The 17,851-nt window shown below is 40.3% G+C and carries 17 protein-coding genes; 9 read left to right on the forward strand and 8 right to left on the reverse strand.

Annotated features, from left to right (window positions below):
* Positions 1-7 precede the first annotated feature (7 nt).
* Positions 8-3,223: a CHAT domain-containing tetratricopeptide repeat protein gene (locus FNH22_RS00540; RefSeq protein WP_143396333.1), complete on the reverse strand. Its 3,216-nt coding sequence runs from the start codon at positions 3,221-3,223 to the stop codon at positions 8-10.
* A gap of 150 nt (positions 3,224-3,373) precedes the next feature.
* Between FNH22_RS00540 and FNH22_RS00545 the strand changes: the two genes are divergently transcribed.
* From FNH22_RS00545 to FNH22_RS00555, 3 genes are all read left to right on the forward strand, one after another.
* Positions 3,374-3,994 carry an RNA polymerase sigma factor gene (locus FNH22_RS00545; RefSeq protein WP_143396334.1) on the forward strand — a complete coding sequence of 207 codons (621 nt, stop codon included), beginning with the start codon at positions 3,374-3,376 and terminating at the stop codon, positions 3,992-3,994.
* Positions 3,991-4,743: a hypothetical protein gene (locus tag FNH22_RS00550; protein WP_143396335.1), complete on the forward strand. Its 753-nt coding sequence runs from the start codon at positions 3,991-3,993 to the stop codon at positions 4,741-4,743. Before FNH22_RS00545 ends, FNH22_RS00550 begins: the two co-directional genes overlap by 4 nt.
* Positions 4,744-5,141: 398 nt before the next feature.
* Positions 5,142-6,116 carry an FKBP-type peptidyl-prolyl cis-trans isomerase gene (locus FNH22_RS00555; RefSeq protein WP_143396336.1) on the forward strand — a complete coding sequence of 325 codons (975 nt, stop codon included), beginning with the start codon at positions 5,142-5,144 and terminating at the stop codon, positions 6,114-6,116.
* A gap of 340 nt (positions 6,117-6,456) precedes the next feature.
* Here the strand turns inward: FNH22_RS00555 and FNH22_RS00560 are convergent, their stop codons facing one another.
* Positions 6,457-6,876, reverse strand: coding sequence for an acyl-CoA thioesterase (locus tag FNH22_RS00560; RefSeq protein WP_143396337.1), 420 nt, complete (start codon positions 6,874-6,876; stop codon positions 6,457-6,459).
* A 186-nt stretch (positions 6,877-7,062) separates the two neighbouring features.
* Between FNH22_RS00560 and FNH22_RS00565 the strand changes: the two genes are divergently transcribed.
* Positions 7,063-7,485 carry a DUF134 domain-containing protein gene (locus FNH22_RS00565; RefSeq protein ID WP_143396338.1) on the forward strand — a complete coding sequence of 141 codons (423 nt, stop codon included), beginning with the start codon at positions 7,063-7,065 and terminating at the stop codon, positions 7,483-7,485.
* Positions 7,486-7,698: 213 nt separating this feature from the next.
* Here the strand turns inward: FNH22_RS00565 and FNH22_RS00575 are convergent, their stop codons facing one another.
* Positions 7,699-8,526 (reverse strand): DeoR/GlpR family DNA-binding transcription regulator, encoded by an 828-nt coding sequence (locus tag FNH22_RS00575; protein ID WP_255517945.1) that lies wholly within the window; start codon positions 8,524-8,526, stop codon positions 7,699-7,701.
* 126 nt (positions 8,527-8,652) lie between these two features.
* Between FNH22_RS00575 and FNH22_RS00580 the strand changes: the two genes are divergently transcribed.
* The 5 genes from FNH22_RS00580 (at position 8,653) to FNH22_RS00600 (ending at position 15,372) form a co-directional block, all read left to right on the forward strand.
* Positions 8,653-10,248, forward strand: a complete 1,596-nt coding sequence (locus tag FNH22_RS00580; protein WP_143396341.1) for a glycerol-3-phosphate dehydrogenase/oxidase — start codon at positions 8,653-8,655, stop codon at positions 10,246-10,248.
* Between the two features lie 297 nt (positions 10,249-10,545).
* Positions 10,546-12,042 carry a glycerol kinase GlpK gene (glpK, locus tag FNH22_RS00585; RefSeq protein WP_143396342.1) on the forward strand — a complete coding sequence of 499 codons (1,497 nt, stop codon included), beginning with the start codon at positions 10,546-10,548 and terminating at the stop codon, positions 12,040-12,042.
* Entirely contained in the window at positions 12,024-12,791 is a 768-nt protein-coding gene (locus tag FNH22_RS00590; RefSeq protein WP_255517952.1) for an MIP/aquaporin family protein, read from the forward strand. The genes glpK and FNH22_RS00590 overlap by 19 nt, the downstream gene beginning before the upstream one ends.
* 30 nt (positions 12,792-12,821) lie before the next feature.
* Positions 12,822-13,595 carry a hypothetical protein gene (locus tag FNH22_RS00595; protein WP_143396344.1) on the forward strand — a complete coding sequence of 258 codons (774 nt, stop codon included), beginning with the start codon at positions 12,822-12,824 and terminating at the stop codon, positions 13,593-13,595.
* Between the two features lie 445 nt (positions 13,596-14,040).
* Entirely contained in the window at positions 14,041-15,372 is a 1,332-nt protein-coding gene (locus tag FNH22_RS00600; RefSeq protein ID WP_143396345.1) for an OmpA family protein, read from the forward strand.
* Between the two features lie 94 nt (positions 15,373-15,466).
* Here FNH22_RS00600 and FNH22_RS00605 read toward each other — a convergent pair whose 3' ends face one another.
* The 5 genes from FNH22_RS00605 to FNH22_RS00620 all read right to left on the reverse strand — a co-directional run bounded on the left by FNH22_RS00605 (position 15,467) and on the right by FNH22_RS00620 (position 17,682).
* Entirely contained in the window at positions 15,467-16,033 is a 567-nt protein-coding gene (locus FNH22_RS00605; RefSeq protein ID WP_143396346.1) for a hypothetical protein, read from the reverse strand.
* A gap of 357 nt (positions 16,034-16,390) precedes the next feature.
* Positions 16,391-16,681, reverse strand: coding sequence for a hypothetical protein (locus FNH22_RS00610; RefSeq protein WP_185154018.1), 291 nt, complete (start codon positions 16,679-16,681; stop codon positions 16,391-16,393).
* Entirely contained in the window at positions 16,650-16,811 is a 162-nt protein-coding gene (locus FNH22_RS31910; RefSeq protein WP_185154019.1) for a hypothetical protein, read from the reverse strand. Before FNH22_RS31910 ends, FNH22_RS00610 begins: the two co-directional genes overlap by 32 nt.
* A 329-nt stretch (positions 16,812-17,140) precedes the next feature.
* A complete protein-coding gene (locus tag FNH22_RS32820; RefSeq protein ID WP_143396348.1) occupies positions 17,141-17,437 on the reverse strand; it encodes a type II toxin-antitoxin system RelE/ParE family toxin in 297 nt (98 codons plus the stop codon).
* Positions 17,434-17,682, reverse strand: a complete 249-nt coding sequence (locus tag FNH22_RS00620; RefSeq protein ID WP_143396349.1) for a type II toxin-antitoxin system ParD family antitoxin — start codon at positions 17,680-17,682, stop codon at positions 17,434-17,436. The genes FNH22_RS32820 and FNH22_RS00620 overlap by 4 nt, the downstream gene beginning before the upstream one ends.
* Between the last annotated feature and the right edge of the window lie 169 nt (positions 17,683-17,851).

Below are 17,851 nucleotides of genomic sequence, written 5' to 3' on the forward strand. Positions count from 1 at the left end.
TGATCACTCAGGAAGTGGGAAAAACTTTTTTTCTTGCCAATAAAACAATGATTATCAGCACCATAAATGCTAAAATAAAGTAGAACATCTTAGGCCACTCATCCATAGCTATGGGTTTATCATCTCCAATAAGGACAAAATTGGCCCAAAAATAAGGGTGAATATTATCGTGAGTATCGATGTATGCCAGCTTAGCCTTTCGCAGCGCCTCATCCTTGGGCAGTCCTTCGTCAATCCCCTGGTAGAAAACCTTCATTAGGTCAAATGCTGCCTGATCATCGGCTTGCCATAAGGACATGACAAGATTAGGACAACCTGCATAACGAAAGGCCCTTGAAAGGCTCATGATGCCTTCCCCCTTTCTTAACCTACCCCAGCCGGTGTTACAGGCAGAAAGTACGGCCATCTCAGCGCTAAGGTCCATATTGTAAAGTTCATAGGCATAGAGAAAATTGTCTTCCTGTTCAGTAGTGTCTGCAGGGGCGAACAGCAGGCCGGAGTAAAGAGGATTATGGTCATTTGTCAGGCCATGCATGGCAAGGTGTAATATCTTACTTCTTTTGGCATTTGTCTTGAACGCCTTTTCCGAAGCATCTGTACCAATAATTACTTCACCCTTTAACAAGCTACCAATTCCTTCAACTTCTCTTTGGTTATAAACTAACGGGGACACACCGGCCCGGGTAGCAGAATCAAGCTGCTCCAACCCTCTTGAGGAAGCCAGTAAATAATCGCCGGGGTAGGATGGAGCGAATCCGATAAAACTTACCTCAGTGTTCTTATTTCGTTTTGATACATCCAGAATGCTAAGGCCCGCTGAGTAGGCATAACGCACATTATAATCTTTGATAAGATAAGGGATATCCGGTAATCCCATAGATGAATTTACTTTGTCGGAGACAAGGCCTTCAAAGGGGAGATAACCTAAAACGCCATCGGGTATAACAAGAAGTTTACGGTATTTTGAATCTTGCATAATTCTTCCACCCAATAAGGTTTGATAAAGATCGTGCCCTTCATTAAGATAACTGACGACGGTATTCTTTTCTGAACTCAGCGCAACACTTCTGTTGTTTAAGAACCCAAGGTACTTTAAGGCATCATTTTCAAAATCTTTATTTATCGCGATACGGTCTACCTCAAAAGTCTCGGCATTTATACCGATCCTGTACAGGTAGTTATTGCTGATAAAATACTCCAACAGTAATGTTTCACCGTCCAGTGTTTGCTGCACTTCCGGTATTTCTATTGAACTTGTAGCATACCTGATCCGATAATATTCCGGGTAGTTATGCTCTAAAAAATTCAACAGGGAATCATAAGAATCTTGCTTGTCCAACAATGAAGACCGATAGTCAAGCAATTTGGTAGAATTTACACTATCAGGCTGGTTACTTAGTTCATAAATAATATTTTCGAAAAAATTGATGGAACTTCTTAGCGCATTCTCCTTATCATTGATCTCTTTGGAAAGGCCTGCAAAACTCAGCGCATCATCAGCTTTGAGGGACTCAAATAAAACCGTTCCTTTTGATCTTTCAACTACATTAAATATTCGACGCAAGAACGTGGGATCCTGATATTGCTCGTAAAGATCATACAAGTTATCAATCATCGATTGATAGAGAGGTAATGATCTGGCCTGCAGATTAAGCTTCATGTCATCACTCTTGTACTCTTTTCTGATATGATCGACTAATGCCACAGATAATTGCCATGCTGAATCTGCGTACAGTTCATGGTCTTTGATGGTGGTGGAAAGTTTAAGCTGATTGGCTTTACCGTTCAATGAAGTAAGATAGCTGTCGTTGTTAATGGCGGTCATAACCATCTCCGGCGAGGGATTAGCCATTATATCCGTATCATCAAAGCCTTTTACATTGGCCATCAATGCTTTGTGAAAATGTGACAAGGATAGCTGTGTATCGTTTTGCCTTGCATATATCCTGGCTATATTATTATGTATCACTGCCAGGGTAGGATGTTTATTCGTAAATGATAAATGTACAATCTCAAGTGCACGCATATAGTAAGTCATCGCTTGCTTATAATTGCCACTTTTGTCCAATGCATCACCCATATCTATATTTACCGCTGCCAATTCCAGGTTATCTTTATCGAATACTTCTTCAAGTACCTTCAAAGCGCGCTTATGATAACTTAAGGCTTCATCATGCCTGTTAAGTGCAGATAAGGTGATGCCCATGTCTTTGTAGCTACTGCCTACCTTATAACTTACTTCAGGATATGCCATTTTCCTCATGGCCAGTGCGTCACTATGATATGTTAATGCCTCCTCATGATAATTGGACTCACCTGTGTAGTTGCCCTTATGATTCAAAGTTGAACCAATGTTATGCATCACGTTAGCTATTGTCGGGCTTTCAGGTGCTAACACTTTCTTATAGATTGATAGTGCTTTCAGATAATAATCCAGCGATTTATCGTATCTACCAAGTAGATTGTAACTAATGCCTATCGTTTCATAGGCTACTCCAACCGGCCGGCTGATTTTATCGTTAGTCGCCAGTCGTTGTTGAAAAAACAGCAGATGATATTCCAGCGCTTTTTGCAGATCACCAAGATAATCCTGATACAAGTGACCAATGTAGATATACGTATTGCCTATCTTGTTATCCGACGGATCCAGGTTTTGTTTATAAAAATCGAGGACCTGGTTGTAGCTGTCCAAGGCTTTGGCATAATTACCTTCCTGCGCATATACACCGGCAAGTACCTGGATGACATCATATTTCCTGCCATCAGTCTCCGGCAGAAATGTTTTATGGACTTTGAGGCATTGTTCCAGGTAATATCTGGCACTGTCCGTCTGCTTGAAACGTAAATATATATTGCCTAAAGAAAAATGGATCTGTGCTCCTATCTGAGCACCTTCAGGCCAGATAGTATTCATAGCTTTTAATGCCTGATGCCCAATAGATGTGGAATTTTCAAATTTGCCTGAAAAGAACGACATGATCATCAGTTTGTCCATTACCCTTATGTATTCAACAGATAACAGTGAATCTTTTGCAGATAAAACGATGGGCATCAACGCCTGCTCAACTTTTTCATAGTAAAAAATGGCGCTGTCAAAATCGGACTGCTTCTCATGAGCCGATGCTTGCTCTGTCCATGTATTTACCTGGATTGAGTCATACTCCTGACCGACTGCTGTAGAAATACTTAATACTAAGATTAGAGGTAACGTTATCGCCTTCATAGGTAGTTAGAGTAGAATTTACTAGCGTTAAAGCTAATAAATTACATTAAGACCTGAGTTGCAGGTTGTAAGTAATATGCTTAAACAACTTGTCGCATAGAAAATGTATTTGTTATTTTAGCAGCTTTATCCGGTATCGTTAATTATGGTATGAGCAGCCCATCACAAAAATTAGGATCTTCTGATTCGGAAATTATAGAAGGACTGCTGGCTGGCGGTCCTCCCTTTGAAAAATATGCGCTCGTACTCTATCGTATGTGTGAAAACTATATCCATGAAGCGGTCAAAAAACATCCGTTACTTGAAGCGGCAGATATACACGATGCCTATATAGATGCTGTCGATGCCGTTATAAAAAAAGTACTTTCAAATCAATTCAAAAAAGAGGTCGCTAAACTATCTACCTTACTTTATCAGATCTTTTCCAACAAATGTATTGATCAACTCAGGCGGGTTACGAACCATAAACACGAGTGGCAAAGAAACCTGAACACCATCACTGAAGATCTGCCTGTAAAATCACAGGATTTTCTACAGTCTATGATGGAGCAAGATGACATGAATGATATACTGAGTGTGATGGAAAAGCTCGCACATGGTTGTAAAGAACTCATCATGGATTTCGACTACTGGGGTTTTAAACCGGAAGAGGTAGCTGAACGTAAAGGATACAAGACGGGGAAAAGTGCCAGCCAGGCAAAATACAGGTGCATGGAGGAGTTGAGGAAGTTGATAAAAGATGAACAGGTTACTAAAAGTGCTAAAAAATGAAACCTGAATACGAAGCAAAAATATCATCTTACCTGGATAATAAGATGAATGACCAGGAAAGACAGGCTTTTGAAGAAGCCTGTCAAAAGGATACTGCTCTGAAAGAAGCTTTGAAGCTTGAACTAAAAGCTCGCATGGCCATTCAGGTATATGCCCGAAAGGAGCGTCAGACTTTTTATGAAAAGACGGCATTGTTTGATCAGGTAGAAAAAAAAAGTCAATCCGTATTCTTAGGTAAGCCCTTTAAAATGGCTGCGTCTGTTTTAGTAATATGTGCTATTGGCTATATAGTTTATCAATATGCTCAACCTGTCAGCCCACAGAAAACTTTTGAAAAACAGTTCCGGCTTTATGTAGTGCCCACTGAAAGAGGGCAACTTTCTGACTCAATAAATCCAGTAGACAGTTTATGGTATGCAGCAAGCTTATTCTATCAAAAGCAAGAGTGGGAGCGCTCGGAACGACTTTTATTACATCTAAAAGGGCAGGAAGGTTTTATGTTCAACGATGTATCACAGCTCATGCTGGCTAACATCGCTTTAGAACAAGATCAGCCCAAAAAGGCGTTGGAAATACTGCTCCAAATGGAAAGAAATAATCTTACACTGGGTTTTGACATTAGCTGGTATCTGGGGTTGACCTACTTGAAATTAGAAGACAAAGCATCAGCTATTGAAGTGCTGACGCCTCTTATTAAAAAAAGTAAGGTATACGGACAAAGGGCCAAAGATATTATAGATCAATTATAAATGACTTTTTTCCAGGCTTTGCATTGCCTTGATCAGACAGTAAGCCTTCCTGCTAACCATATAATTGTATTTTCTGAAGGAGATTCAGCTCATGGAATTTCTAAAACATCAGAATACAAAGCTCCACTACCATCCCCTCCTTCAACTGCAACACTTTTTACAGTGACTGTCCTTTTACATTTTCTTTAGTTCCAATAACCAACCCAAAACAACAGCTTCAGTTGAATGACCGGTAGGTGTCCACATATATCATTTTATCCTTTGGACTTTCCAACTTTATCACTGCAGAAAGGGTCTTTATTTATAGGTATAACACAAACCTCTATTGAGGCATTCGCAAAAAGTAACGCTATCAAAATAGTAATGCTCCTATAGCTTATTTAATAATTTAAACTATTATGAAAAAGTCAAAAAAACATTTCACCTTCCCATTTTTCAGAATCATTGGCCTCCTGTTGAGTATAACACTTTTGCAAAGCTGTTTTGACGATGAATCGGATCTTGAAAAACAAAGAAAAGCGGACGACCAATTAGTCGCTGACCATTTGACAAACAACAATATAACGGCTGAAAGGACAAATTCCGGTTTCTACTTTATAAAAACCCGTGCCAATGACTCCGGAAAAGAAGTAGAAAACTCCGACATCGTATCCTTTTACTACAAAATGTCATTGTTAGATGGGAAAAAAATTGGTGAGGTAAATGAGATAACAGGAAAACCCGTTAAATTCCTTTACAGAACGGATCAACTCAAACTGGCGCCAACGGCCATAAACATAGCCGCAGGTTTAATGAGAGAAGGTGAGGTTTTTAGGTTATTTGTACCTGCCTACCTGGGCTTTGAGTCTTACGCTTACAAATCATTGCTCCCTGCACATGCAGGCTTGGTAATAGATGTGGAAATTGTAAAAATCGATACCAAAAGCTCACAACAAGCCGATGAAAAAGAAGCCATCGAAAACTACATAGCAGAAAAAGAAATGGAGGGAGTAGAAAGTTTCGCAACAGGGCTGCGGTATAAGAAGTTAAGTGAAGGCAGTGGTGATAAACCCAAAAGCGGCAATCAAGTTACTGTCAGTTACAAAGGTACATACCTGGACGGCACAGTGTTTGATGAATCTGAATCAAATAAACCTCTCATTTTCAGGATTGGAAATAAAGAAACAATTGCAGGGTTTGAAAGTGGGATAAGACTTATGCAAAAGGGTGAGGAAGCTATTTTGATCATCCCTTCTGACCGGGCATATGGCTCGAGCGTTGAAGTAATACCTAATGAGTTAAGAGAAGACTATCTTATCAGAAGACAGATCCAAGGACGGATACCACCCTATTCTACTTTAGTTTTTCAATTAACTCTTGAGGATATAAAATGATTTGATAGCGAAAATCAGGACCCACAAAAGTTAATTTGCTTCAAATCATGCATTTATCAGAATCCTGTCAACTTTTCTTGGCGAGACACACAGGCAGTCACAGAAGTTTTTTGGACTGCCTTAATCTTACCTTTAAAACCTTTGGTAGATGAGTCTGACTGCGCAGCATTATTTTAATGCTTTAGGACCATGTTATAAGAAAAGGTTACACCTATAGTTTAATCTTTGGAAGTGACTTATCGGCATACCACTGTTGAGCATAAATGTAAGGGTGATCAATAACCTTTAATACGGTACCTATTCGTTGAGCGAAAGACCGTTTTTAAAATATTGACCTGTATTAAATATACAAGCACTGTTCTCCGTAGCGGTTTGAATTGCTAAAATCGATCCTTCTTGGGCGCCTGTTCTCATCCAATGAGGCAAACCAAAAAATCCCACTTATTGCTTTCTCACGCCTGTTGCCATACATTTCTTCTACGAAGATCTCAACGCCCACTTTCACTTTTATGACTTCTACCTTTTCAACCCTTCCGATTATTTCCACGATAGAATCCGGTGTAATGGCTTTAATAAATTTTATATTTTCCGTTTGTACAGTAAACATTTTCTGTCTTGTAAATCGGGTAGCGGTGATATATGCCACTTCATCCATCCATTGCATCGCCTGACCTCCGAAAAGAGTATCATTAGCGTTAAGTGTCTTAGGGAAAACCGCCTTAAACTGGCGTGTTTCACTTGATCTGATTCGTTCTTCCATAAATGATAAAAATAACTTGTGCTAAAATACCTATTATTATGAACATATGTTCATAATAATAGGTATTTTAGTATCGAAACATACAGGCCTTTTTAATAAAATATGGGGCAGTGAAGCAGACGTTTGGATGGGTTCGCACTCACTAAACCTTTCATAAAAAGATGATTTATTTTAGTGTTACAAGAGATGCCAAGACCTAAAAGGAAAAGACTAATTGAAACTCCTCCAACAATGGAAGGGTTTAAACCTTTTGGAATTCCAATGTCTGATCTGGAACCTGTCATGCTATTATATGAAGAATATGAATCTATAAGATTATCTGATTATGAAGGCTTAACACAAGCACAATCGGCAGAACGCATGAAAGTTTCACGTCCTACATTCACCCGGATCTACGAAAAAGCACGACGGACCATTGCACAGGCTTTTGTAGAGGGTAAAGCAATATTCATTGAAGGAGGCAATTACCATACGGATGATTGCTGGTACAAATGCGAGCGTTGTCTTAAGCTGAATATATCCAAGACAGCATCAAAGACGTGCAGTTATTGCCACTCGGATACACTACGCAGATTAAATAAGACCATTATCACAAATGAAAACGACTGATTTTAAAGGACATTGTATTTGTGTTCATTGCAACACACGGAGCCTCCATGTCAAAGGGGAACCTTGCAGGGAAAATACCTGCCCAAAATGCGGCAAAAAATTGATGCGGGAAGGTAGTTATCATCACCAGTTGTATTTAACAAAGACAGAGAAAAGTGAAAGCCCTGACATTTGGTAATAACAGAGTATTTCCCGTTAATTATTTCTTACGATCTAAACCGTATTCACCACAATTCCCATTTCTTCAAGCCCCTTAACTACTGAAGAAGAAATGTCCCTATCGGTTATAATTTCGTCTATTTGATCCAGCCCACAAATTCTGGCGAAACTTTTCTTACCAAACTTCGAGGAATCTGCCAAGATGATCGTTTTTTGGGTAGCTGAGATCATCTTTTTGTTGAGCTGAGCTTCTTCGAGACTGGATGTTGTCAGGCCGTAGTTCAAATCTATGCCATCCACTCCCATGAAGAGTTTACTACACGAAACATTCTCCAGAATATGAGTAGCATAATTACCTACCACGGAAGAAGAACTATGCCGTACATAACCACCTAATTGTAGTACATCAATATTCTGATGTTTTATCAATTCCAGAACAACATTTAATGAAGATGTGACCACCATTAATTTCATTTCCGGTGCAATAGCACGCGCCAAAGCCTGAACAGTGGTTCCGGAAGCGATTATTATAGAATCATTCTCCACGATCATATCTGCCGCAGTTCTGCCGATACCACTTTTTTCCTCCACATATATTTTCTCCTTTTCAATGACAGACCGGTCATTTACATAAGGATTTTTCAAAGAAGCGCCCCCGTGAGTTCTGAATAACAGCCCTTTGTCTTCCAGTAGTTTTAGATCTTTTCTAATAGTAACAGTGGAAACATTGAGTAACCTACCCAGATCCAATACCTCGACGTATTTGTCCTTGTTTAATTTATCCAGTATGATCTGATGTCTTTTCATAGTAGCGACAGGCCTAAAAATAACAAAATGAAACAAAATAAAATAGGATTTATAGCGCATACTGTTTCTTTTCATAATCACAAGTCGGTCCCACTGCATTAAATCATCTTCATTTTATTATTTTTAATTTCATTTACTTTCATTTAAGTTCTTCTATTCGTAACTTAAAGCTATAATTATAATCATACGAAATGATAAGACATGAATTTGTTCAAAAGAGCAGTGATAACGAAACAATTAGAAACAAAAACTAATTGGGATGTAATTATAATTGGCGGTGGTGCAACCGGATTGGGTGTTGCATTAGATAGTGTGACCAGGGGTTTTAAAACACTATTATTAGAACAAGATGATTTTGCTAAAGGCACGTCCAGCAGAAGTACTAAACTGGTGCATGGAGGAGTCCGATATTTAGCCCAGGGAAATATAGATCTGGTGAAAGAGGCATTATACGAAAGAGGGTTGTTGCTAAAAAATGCTCCCCACCTGGTAAAAAACCAGTCTTTCATTATCCCGGGATATAGTTGGTGGAGCATCTTTTTTTATACCACAGGACTGAAGATCTATGAATTTCTATCGGGAAAACTAAGTTTTGGAAAATCTGTACACATTGCCAAAAAAGAAACCAAAGCAAGGCTACAAACTATTAAAACCGACAAGTTGAAAGGCGGTGTTGTATATCACGATGGACAATTTGATGACTCAAGGTTAGCAATAAACATCGCCCAGACATGTCTGGAACATGGGGCCACTGTGCTCAATCATTTCAAAGTAAAAGAATTGATAAAAGATGATAACGGAACTATCAATGGCGTTGTAGGTTATGACACGGAAGCCAATGTATCTTACGAACTACATGGCAAGGTAGTGGTTAACGCTACCGGAGTGTTTACTGATGATATTCTTAAATTGGATACACCGGGTTCAAAAAATATGGTCCGTCCGAGCCAGGGTGTTCACCTGGTGCTGGACAAATCATTCCTGCCGGGTAACGATGCTATTATGATCCCCAAAACCGAAGACAACAGAGTGTTGTTTTTAGTACCATGGCACGATAAAGTAGTGGTTGGAACAACGGATACACTATTGGATGAACATAACCCGGAGCCTGTCGCACTGGAACAAGAAGTAGATTTTATACTGGCCACAGCCAATTCATATCTCACTAAAATAGTGACCAGAAAAGATGTACTTAGCGTTTATGCCGGGTTAAGACCTCTGGCCGCACCAAAAGATAAATCAGAAAAAACCAAAGAGATCTCAAGAAGTCATAAAATAGTGGTTTCTCCATCAGGAATGTTATCTGTTATAGGAGGCAAATGGACCACTTACAGAAAAATGGGAGAGGACACCATAGATAAGGCCATCGCCATTGGAAAATTACCTCCTAAGGCATGCACTACTCAGCATCTCGCTATTCATGGCGCCATGCCTACTTCAGACAGAAGCAATCATCTCTATATTTATGGAAGTGACTGGAAGGAAATTACAGCATTAATAGAGGAATCCCCAGACCTGGGAGAAAAATTACATCCACGTCTGGATTATTTGAAAGCAGAAGTCGTTTGGGCTATCCGGCATGAAATGGCCAGGACCATTGAAGATATTTTAGCCAGAAGGGTTAGGGTATTATTTGTAGATGCGCGGGCGGCGATAGAAGTTGCACCTATGGTGGCAGGCCTACTGGCAGAAGAATTACACAAAGATTATGAGTGGCAACAACAGCAAACAGAAGCGTTTACTGCCATCGCTACTAATTATGTGTTACAAAATGAAACCGTTACACAGCCATCATGACCTTTGTTTACTGAAAGTACTGATTGACACTATCAACGTGTATTATTGGTGAGTATGGTGTCAGTGTAAATTATAATTTAACCCAATGTCAAGAAACTTGATGATCTTGCTGTAAGGAGGTCATAAGAGAAGTATAGGAATAAAAACAGAGCTTGAAGCATTTGACGTGGAATAGTTAAACATTAACAGTTAAGCCTGCTGGTTAGCGGAAGCTTCACAGTTAATCCATTTATATAAACCATTAAAACAATTACTCCATGAGGAGTTTTAGACTTTCACTTATCCAATCTTCAAGCTATGGAAAAATACATACTTGCCCTTGACCAGGGCACTACCAGCTCAAGAGCTATTATTTTTGACAAAAAGGGGAACATCGTTTCCGTTGCTCAAAAAGAATTTACCCAACTCTTCCCCCAACCAGGGTGGGTAGAGCACGACCCACTGGAAATATGGTCTACCCAGGCCGGGACAGCAGCTGAAGCCACCGTTAAGAAAGGGCTCAACGGAAAAAGCATTGCAGCCATCGGAATAACCAACCAGCGTGAAACTGTTGTGGTGTGGAACCGCCATACGGGGGAGCCCGTTTACAACGCCATTGTATGGCAGGATAAAAGAACGGCTGCTTATTGTGACGAACTCACCGCTTCAGGCAAAACGGATATAATCCGATCTAAAACCGGATTGGTCATTGATGCCTATTTTTCTGCCACCAAAGTTAAATGGATCCTTGATAATGTGGCCGGGGCCAGGAAACGGGCAGAAGCAGGAGACCTGTTACTAGGGACGATCGATACCTGGTTAATATGGAACTTCACAAAAGGAGAAAAGCATATCACTGATGTCACCAATGCCTCCAGAACGTTGATTTTCAATATTAACACCATGGATTGGGATGACGAATTACTGGAGTTATTCACTATTCCAAAGAGCATGTTACCCGAAGTAAAACAATCCAGTGAAGTCTACGGCCATACCAAAACGACTGTTTTTGCTTCAGCCATTCCCATTGCAGGAATTGCCGGAGACCAACAAGCTGCTCTTTTTGGCAGTATGTGTACAAAACAAGGTATGGTTAAAAACACCTATGGTACGGGCTGCTTCATGTTAATGAATATCGGAGAAAAACCTTTGCTTTCTAAAAACAACCTGCTTACTACTGTTGCATGGCGTATCAATGGAATAACACAATATGCCCTGGAGGGAAGCATATTTGTAGGCGGTGCAGTAGTACAATGGCTTCGTGACAGTCTTAAATTCATAAAGACCTCAACCGAAGTAGAAGAACTGGCCAATGGTGTAGAAAGTTCTGAAGGTGTTTGCTTTGTACCTGCCTTCGCCGGGTTGGGGGCTCCGCATTGGAATCAGTATGCCCAGGGAACAATATTCGGACTTACCCGGGGAAGCACAGATGCCCATATCGCACGTGCCGCTTTAGAATCCATTGCCTACCAAACCATGGACATTCTAAAAGCCATGGAAGCAGACACTGGCATCAGTATCAAAGAACTGCGTGTAGATGGAGGGGCTACTGTGAACAACATGCTTATGCAGTTTCAATCCGATGTTTTGAATACGATCACTGTCAGACCCAAAGTAGTGGAAACCACGGCTATGGGAGCAGCTTATCTGGCCGGTCTTGCCGTAGGGTACTGGGATGATCTGGAAGAAATTCAGAAAATATGGCAGGCAGATGTTCATTTTAACCCTGCGACAGAGCGGGAAACCATCGACGCAGGAATAAAAAGATGGTACAAGGCTATTGACGCCCTGGAACACTGGTCTCAACAAGATTAACCAAAGCACAAAAGATGAATCCCTTTATAGCAGAAATCCTTGGAAGTATGTTCCTGATCACCCTGGGCGGCGGAGTTGTCGCTAATGTTGTCCTGAAAGGAACCAAGGGCAACAACAGCGGGTGGATCGTTATCACCACCGGTTGGGCATTAGGCGTTTACATCGGAGTTGTAATCGCCGGTCCGTATAGTGGAGCGCACCTGAATCCGGCCGTGACCGTTTCATTGGCCATTGCCGGAAAATTTCCCTGGGAATCCGTACCCTCCTACATCCTGGCAGAACTTATTGGCGCCATGTCCGGCGCTTTATTGGTTTGGTTAACTTACAAAGATCATTTTGACGAAACCGAAGACGCAGGATTAAAAAGAGCGGTATTCTGTACCGATCCGGCCATCAGAAATCCTATTGCTAACCTTATCAGTGAGATTATTGGAACATTCGTACTGGTATTTGCCATTTTCTATTTCACTGATGCCAGCGCCACCATTGACAATGCTCCAACAGTCATAGGTTTAGGCTCCATAGGAGCCATTCCCGTTGCTTTTTTGGTGTGGGCCATAGGCTTGTCATTAGGAGGAACAACAGGATATGCCATTAATCCGGCAAGAGATCTAGGGCCTCGCATTATGCATGCCCTACTGCCTATCAAAGGCAAAGCCAGCAACGACTGGGGATATGCCTGGATACCGGTGATCGGGCCAATTACTGGTGGCGCTATAGCCGCCTTTCTCATGCTATACCTTTCATAGAAGATGATCACTTGGATTAAACATACGATTATGAAATATTCTAATCCTATATTTATTGGCTTACTATTGGTTTTTTCCTTCAATATTCTAAATGCACAGGAAAACACTGAAACGTCAGAAGCAGAAACATCTGAACAAGACACCTACCACCCTTTTGATTTTAACCTCCAGGTAAAAAACATGCACCTGTGGAGAGGCTTTCGGGTTACAGATGCGCCTATGACCGGCGCGCGTGTCCATTACACTTCAAGAAATGGGAAATTTGATGCCGGATTTTGGGGTGGAGCAGGTTTTAACGGAGATTATACAGAGATTGATTATTATGTCAGTTATGCCACAAATGGGTTTTCAATAGCCTTATGGGACATTAACAATTACAGTAACTTTCCCGATGCGGAAATTTTTGATTATGATAAATCCACTACCTCTCACTTTGTGGACCTTACCATTGCCTATACATTCCAACAATTTCCCTTAAAAGCATCCTGGAGTACTATTCTCTTAGGAAGGGACACTTATGTCACAGAAAGCGGGGGACTGGAAAATGCTTATTCCAATTACATTGAACTGAGCTACAATTTGCTGGAAAAAGAACATTCCACGTTAAATGTATCTATCGCAGGGACGTTTTCGCCCCGCCATGATGCACATTTTTACGGTAGCAGAACCATAAATAATTTTGCCATTACCTACAGCAAGGAAGTAAAGCTCTTAAAAGAGCTTTCCCTGCCTGTATCTGCTATGGCTTTATGGAATGCTGATCAAAAATTTGCCAGCATACAGATAGCGATAGACTTTTTCTGAGTGTAGAACAGTCATTATAACTTAAAAAAACCGACTTATAAAGTCGGTTTTTTTAAGTTATAATCTCGAATCAAATCCTGTCAGGAACCAAAAGAGAAGAACGACCAATAAGTGAAAGTAATGCATCATTGAGTACCATACGGCTTGATCATCTTAACCTCCGGTTACCTTTCCTATTCCACCTTTACATAGTTACAGTATCCATTTCAGTGGGATTTTTCTTTTAGTGTTGAAAGTTCCAGACCGGTAACTGTCTTCTTCAAAACTATTTTCAATTTACTCCCATATAATGCATCGCCTGCAAATAGCTCACTCATTGAATCCTTCCAAAATAGAATTTATAAGCAGCTGTTAAAGAAAATGTTATGGATTTCCCCTTATTTGCTGGCTACTTTAAGGCCACAATAGCTCTGACATAATTATCCACCATTTAAAACGATCCACCTTGAAACCAAACCTTCTCTTTCTTAAGTTACTCGTTACAGTAAGCTGCTTTAATATTGGGTTTACCCAGGGAAATGTCACCATCACTTTCCCACAGTCCAGTTATTACACGGGAGATATTATTGAAGTACAATACCGCACCCAAACACCTTTAGAAGAAAGCGCCTGGTTGGGACTGTTCAAAGCATCGATACCTCGTGGCAGTAGAAGTGGCTATGAAAAATATCACTATGTACGAAATAATACCTCGGGTACTTATGCATTTGAGGCTCCGGCGATAAGTGGCAAATATGAGTTTCGTGTCTTTGATAGTGAGTACGGTAAGGAAGTACATGTAGTACCTGTAACTGTGAGAACCATTAACCCCGGCGATTTGGCTATGGCCATTGTTACTACTGACATCAAACCAGCCCAACCTTTTGAAGTAAAAGTGGAAAGTCGCTTTAATATGAATGAAAAAGCATGGGTGGGTATATTTAGTGCCAAAGCCAATAAAGATGATTATCGCGGGTATACTTCCTACGAATATGTTGGCCATAAAAAAGAGGCCATATTTAAAATGCAGGCTCCGGCCCAAACGGGAGATTATGAACTACGATTTTATGCTTCAGACCCCGGGGCCTTAGTTAAAAGAGTGAGTTTCCGACTAGGGGCCTTGAACTTAGACGGCATCAGTTTTGAAGCTAACAAGCAGGCCTATGATCCGGAAGAGGAAGTGATCGTCCAATATAAAGGGCATCCGGATCTGACGGATCGTGCCTGGATAGGGATATTTGACCCAAAAAAAGCAACAGGCACACATGGTTACATGGATTACCAATACCTGACCCCTAAAACCGGGGGTTCGGTAACTTTCAAAGCCCCGGCAAGCAAAGGCAAATACGATCTAAGAGTGTTCTATACTGACCAGGGGCCACAACTATTAGAACCCTTACCTTTTGAAGTAACTTCTTCCATCGATTCGGACTATCTTAAAAAGAATCTCGAGACTAATGGGAGGGTGGTATTGTATGGTATTTACTTTGACACGGATAAGAGTACCATCCAGGCAAATTCATATCCTCTTATTGAACAAATTGCAATGATGCTTAAAGCAGACGCTGCTATGAAGGTCCGGATAGAAGGCCACTCTGACTCCCAAGGGGAAGAAAGCTACAACCAGGCACTCTCAGAAGAAAGGGCAGCAGCGGTAAGTTCGGTATTAACATCGAAATACGGAGTGTCCACCAGTCAGTTAAGATCAAAAGGTTATGGTGAATCCAAACCTGTTGGAGATAACCGAACCTCTACTGGAAGGGCTAAAAACCGCAGGGTAGAATTGGTGAAATTTTAGGTTTTGACTTTATCTGTGATGCTCACATACAGTGGGCAATGGTTATTATATGCCTGATTATCAAATAGTAAAAGCATACCGCGCCTTACTAAAACTAACTTATAACCTCACCTTCTGTGGTAAGTGTTAACCGATACACCCAATCATTCAACCTGAAGCACTCGCCTTTAAGCTGCCCCTTGATACTACAGATGTACTCCACAGCCTTTTGAAGCGCCGGGTCTTCGGCTATTTTGGTGACATCGAATAAAGCGATGTTTGTATCGAGGGTTATGGTCACGCGATTTTTTTCGCAACATAGTACCAGCTCAGCATAGTGCGCCTTTTTAGCCAGTGCGCTGACAAAGAGGCAATATACAATAAGACACCACGCGTTACACTGCTGGGCTGACGGCCGGTAGCAGCCGCCAGAATGAGAAAAAGCAATACGTGTATAGTGTTGGGAGCCGTTTAGCCATCCACAGAAGTGACGCAACCGGCCAGCCAGCTCGTATTTACGATCTGTATACGCCAGCAACCACATTAAACTTTCAGAAATAGAGACCATTTTCCTTATGCTGGCAAGGATTACACTCAAAGATGCCCTGCCTTTTTGTTTGTGCAAGCGTGTCTGGTGATGATCAGTGAATGTTTTATGGCTTTTCAAAGAGGTATTACTCATGATTTCAAACGTTAAAAAAATAATGCAAACGGTCCTTCATAAAAGAAATTAGCAAAGGTAAAAAAGTAAAAAAGAATGATAGGTATATAAGGCCTATAAAAGGCAATACACTTAACCGATCTTCTTTCGCAAAGCGGATCAAACAGCAATTCAGCAATGAGCCAGACTGCATACCAATGGGGTTTTTGATTACGTTATCTTTAAATAGAAATCTTTATCCTCTTCCACTTACAGCACTCTTCTGTAATGAGTGCATTAAACGCACTCCAAATAGGATCAGTCCAGCTTTACACTGAAGATCATCTGACACAAACACTTGTTTTCATACGGTTAAATTCAAAAGCAGACTCATAGACTTTAATGATACACTTTTATAGAACTGATTTGATCATCAAATCCGTAGTCTCTTAAATCTCTAGCTGTAAACTGCTTTCCCTGACCTACCCTGTCTTGCCCGGCAACACGGAATCGCAACCTTCTTCCTCTATAATCTTTATCTTCGTAAACTTCAACTATGACTCTTCTATGTGCATTTTCATTGTTGATTTGAATGGATGAAATATGATTATTAAATCCCGCTCCGAATCGCAACCAATGATACTTACTATTAAATAAACTAAGCCTTGTAACAAAAACCTCCTCCTTCATTAAGTTCAATAAAAGGAATGTTAACATCAATGGATATTTCTTCCTTAGACGCACTTACTTCATCCATTTCTTCCTGGCCGCAAGAAAAAAATAAGGCCAACACTGTGCTGAATAAAAATAAATGTTTCATCTGTTTACTATGGTTTTAGTGACAGCTACAATGTAGAAACGGACATAGTCATATATAGAACAACAACTATGGACAATCGTATGGACAATGCTCTAACCTGTTCAGAATTAATGGTCTGACAAATCCTGATTTTACCAAAACTCAGGAAATTGGCTCGCTTATAAGACCGTTCAGAAGTACCTCAAGTACTCAAAAACGGATTAAGATCAGACCAAACAGCCGACCAGTAATGCCTGATCAGTTGCAACAAACGTGCAATAATCTGTGGAAAAGATGAATAGCACCTCCACTCCTAAAACCCTGTAAAAGAAGAGAAAGGAGATGGGTTTTTAATCTGCTAATCTGGTTTTGTAATCCATTCGTTGATGCAGTATTCTGATAATTTCAATAGAATTCTGAGGGGATATTCTATAAAAGATTATGTGTGATTTCACAATAATTCCTCGATAGCCAGTTCTTAGGTCATCATAGTTCTTCCCCAAATCGGGATGTGAACTAATTTCAATGAATTTATCAACAATGATTTGATAATATCTGTCTGCTTGTTGAGTAGACCAATTTTCTTTCGTGAATTCCCAAATACTGATTAAATCTAATCTGGCTTTAGATGAAATCTTGTAACTCATTCGAGATTATGCTTGGAATGAAGTTTATCCAATAAAATTTGAGGGTCGAAATTTTCTACTAGCCCACTTTCTTCTCCTTCAATTAAAGCTTTGGTTAAGAAACTCTTTTTTTCTTCTTGTTCTTCCAGTAATCGCAAAGCTGCTCTAATTACTTCACTGGCAGAATTGTATCTTCCGGTTCCTATTGTTGTTGAAATAAAATTTTCAAAATGATCTCCCAGCACTATTGATGTATTCTTTCCCATTTTCTTCTTGTCATACTTTTACAAAAGTACCAAATATTGGTAGTTCCGACAACTATCAGATCAGAAAGACTAATTACATGCAACACCTCTTAATAAAAAATATGGGGACAACACGCCTCCATCCCACTCAGAGTCTCTCGTAGAGGACTCTGAGGACAGTTACAGTTGT

This window comes from Fulvivirga sp. M361 (genome assembly GCF_007097395.1).
GTDB lineage: Bacteria > Bacteroidota > Bacteroidia > Cytophagales > Cyclobacteriaceae > Fulvivirga.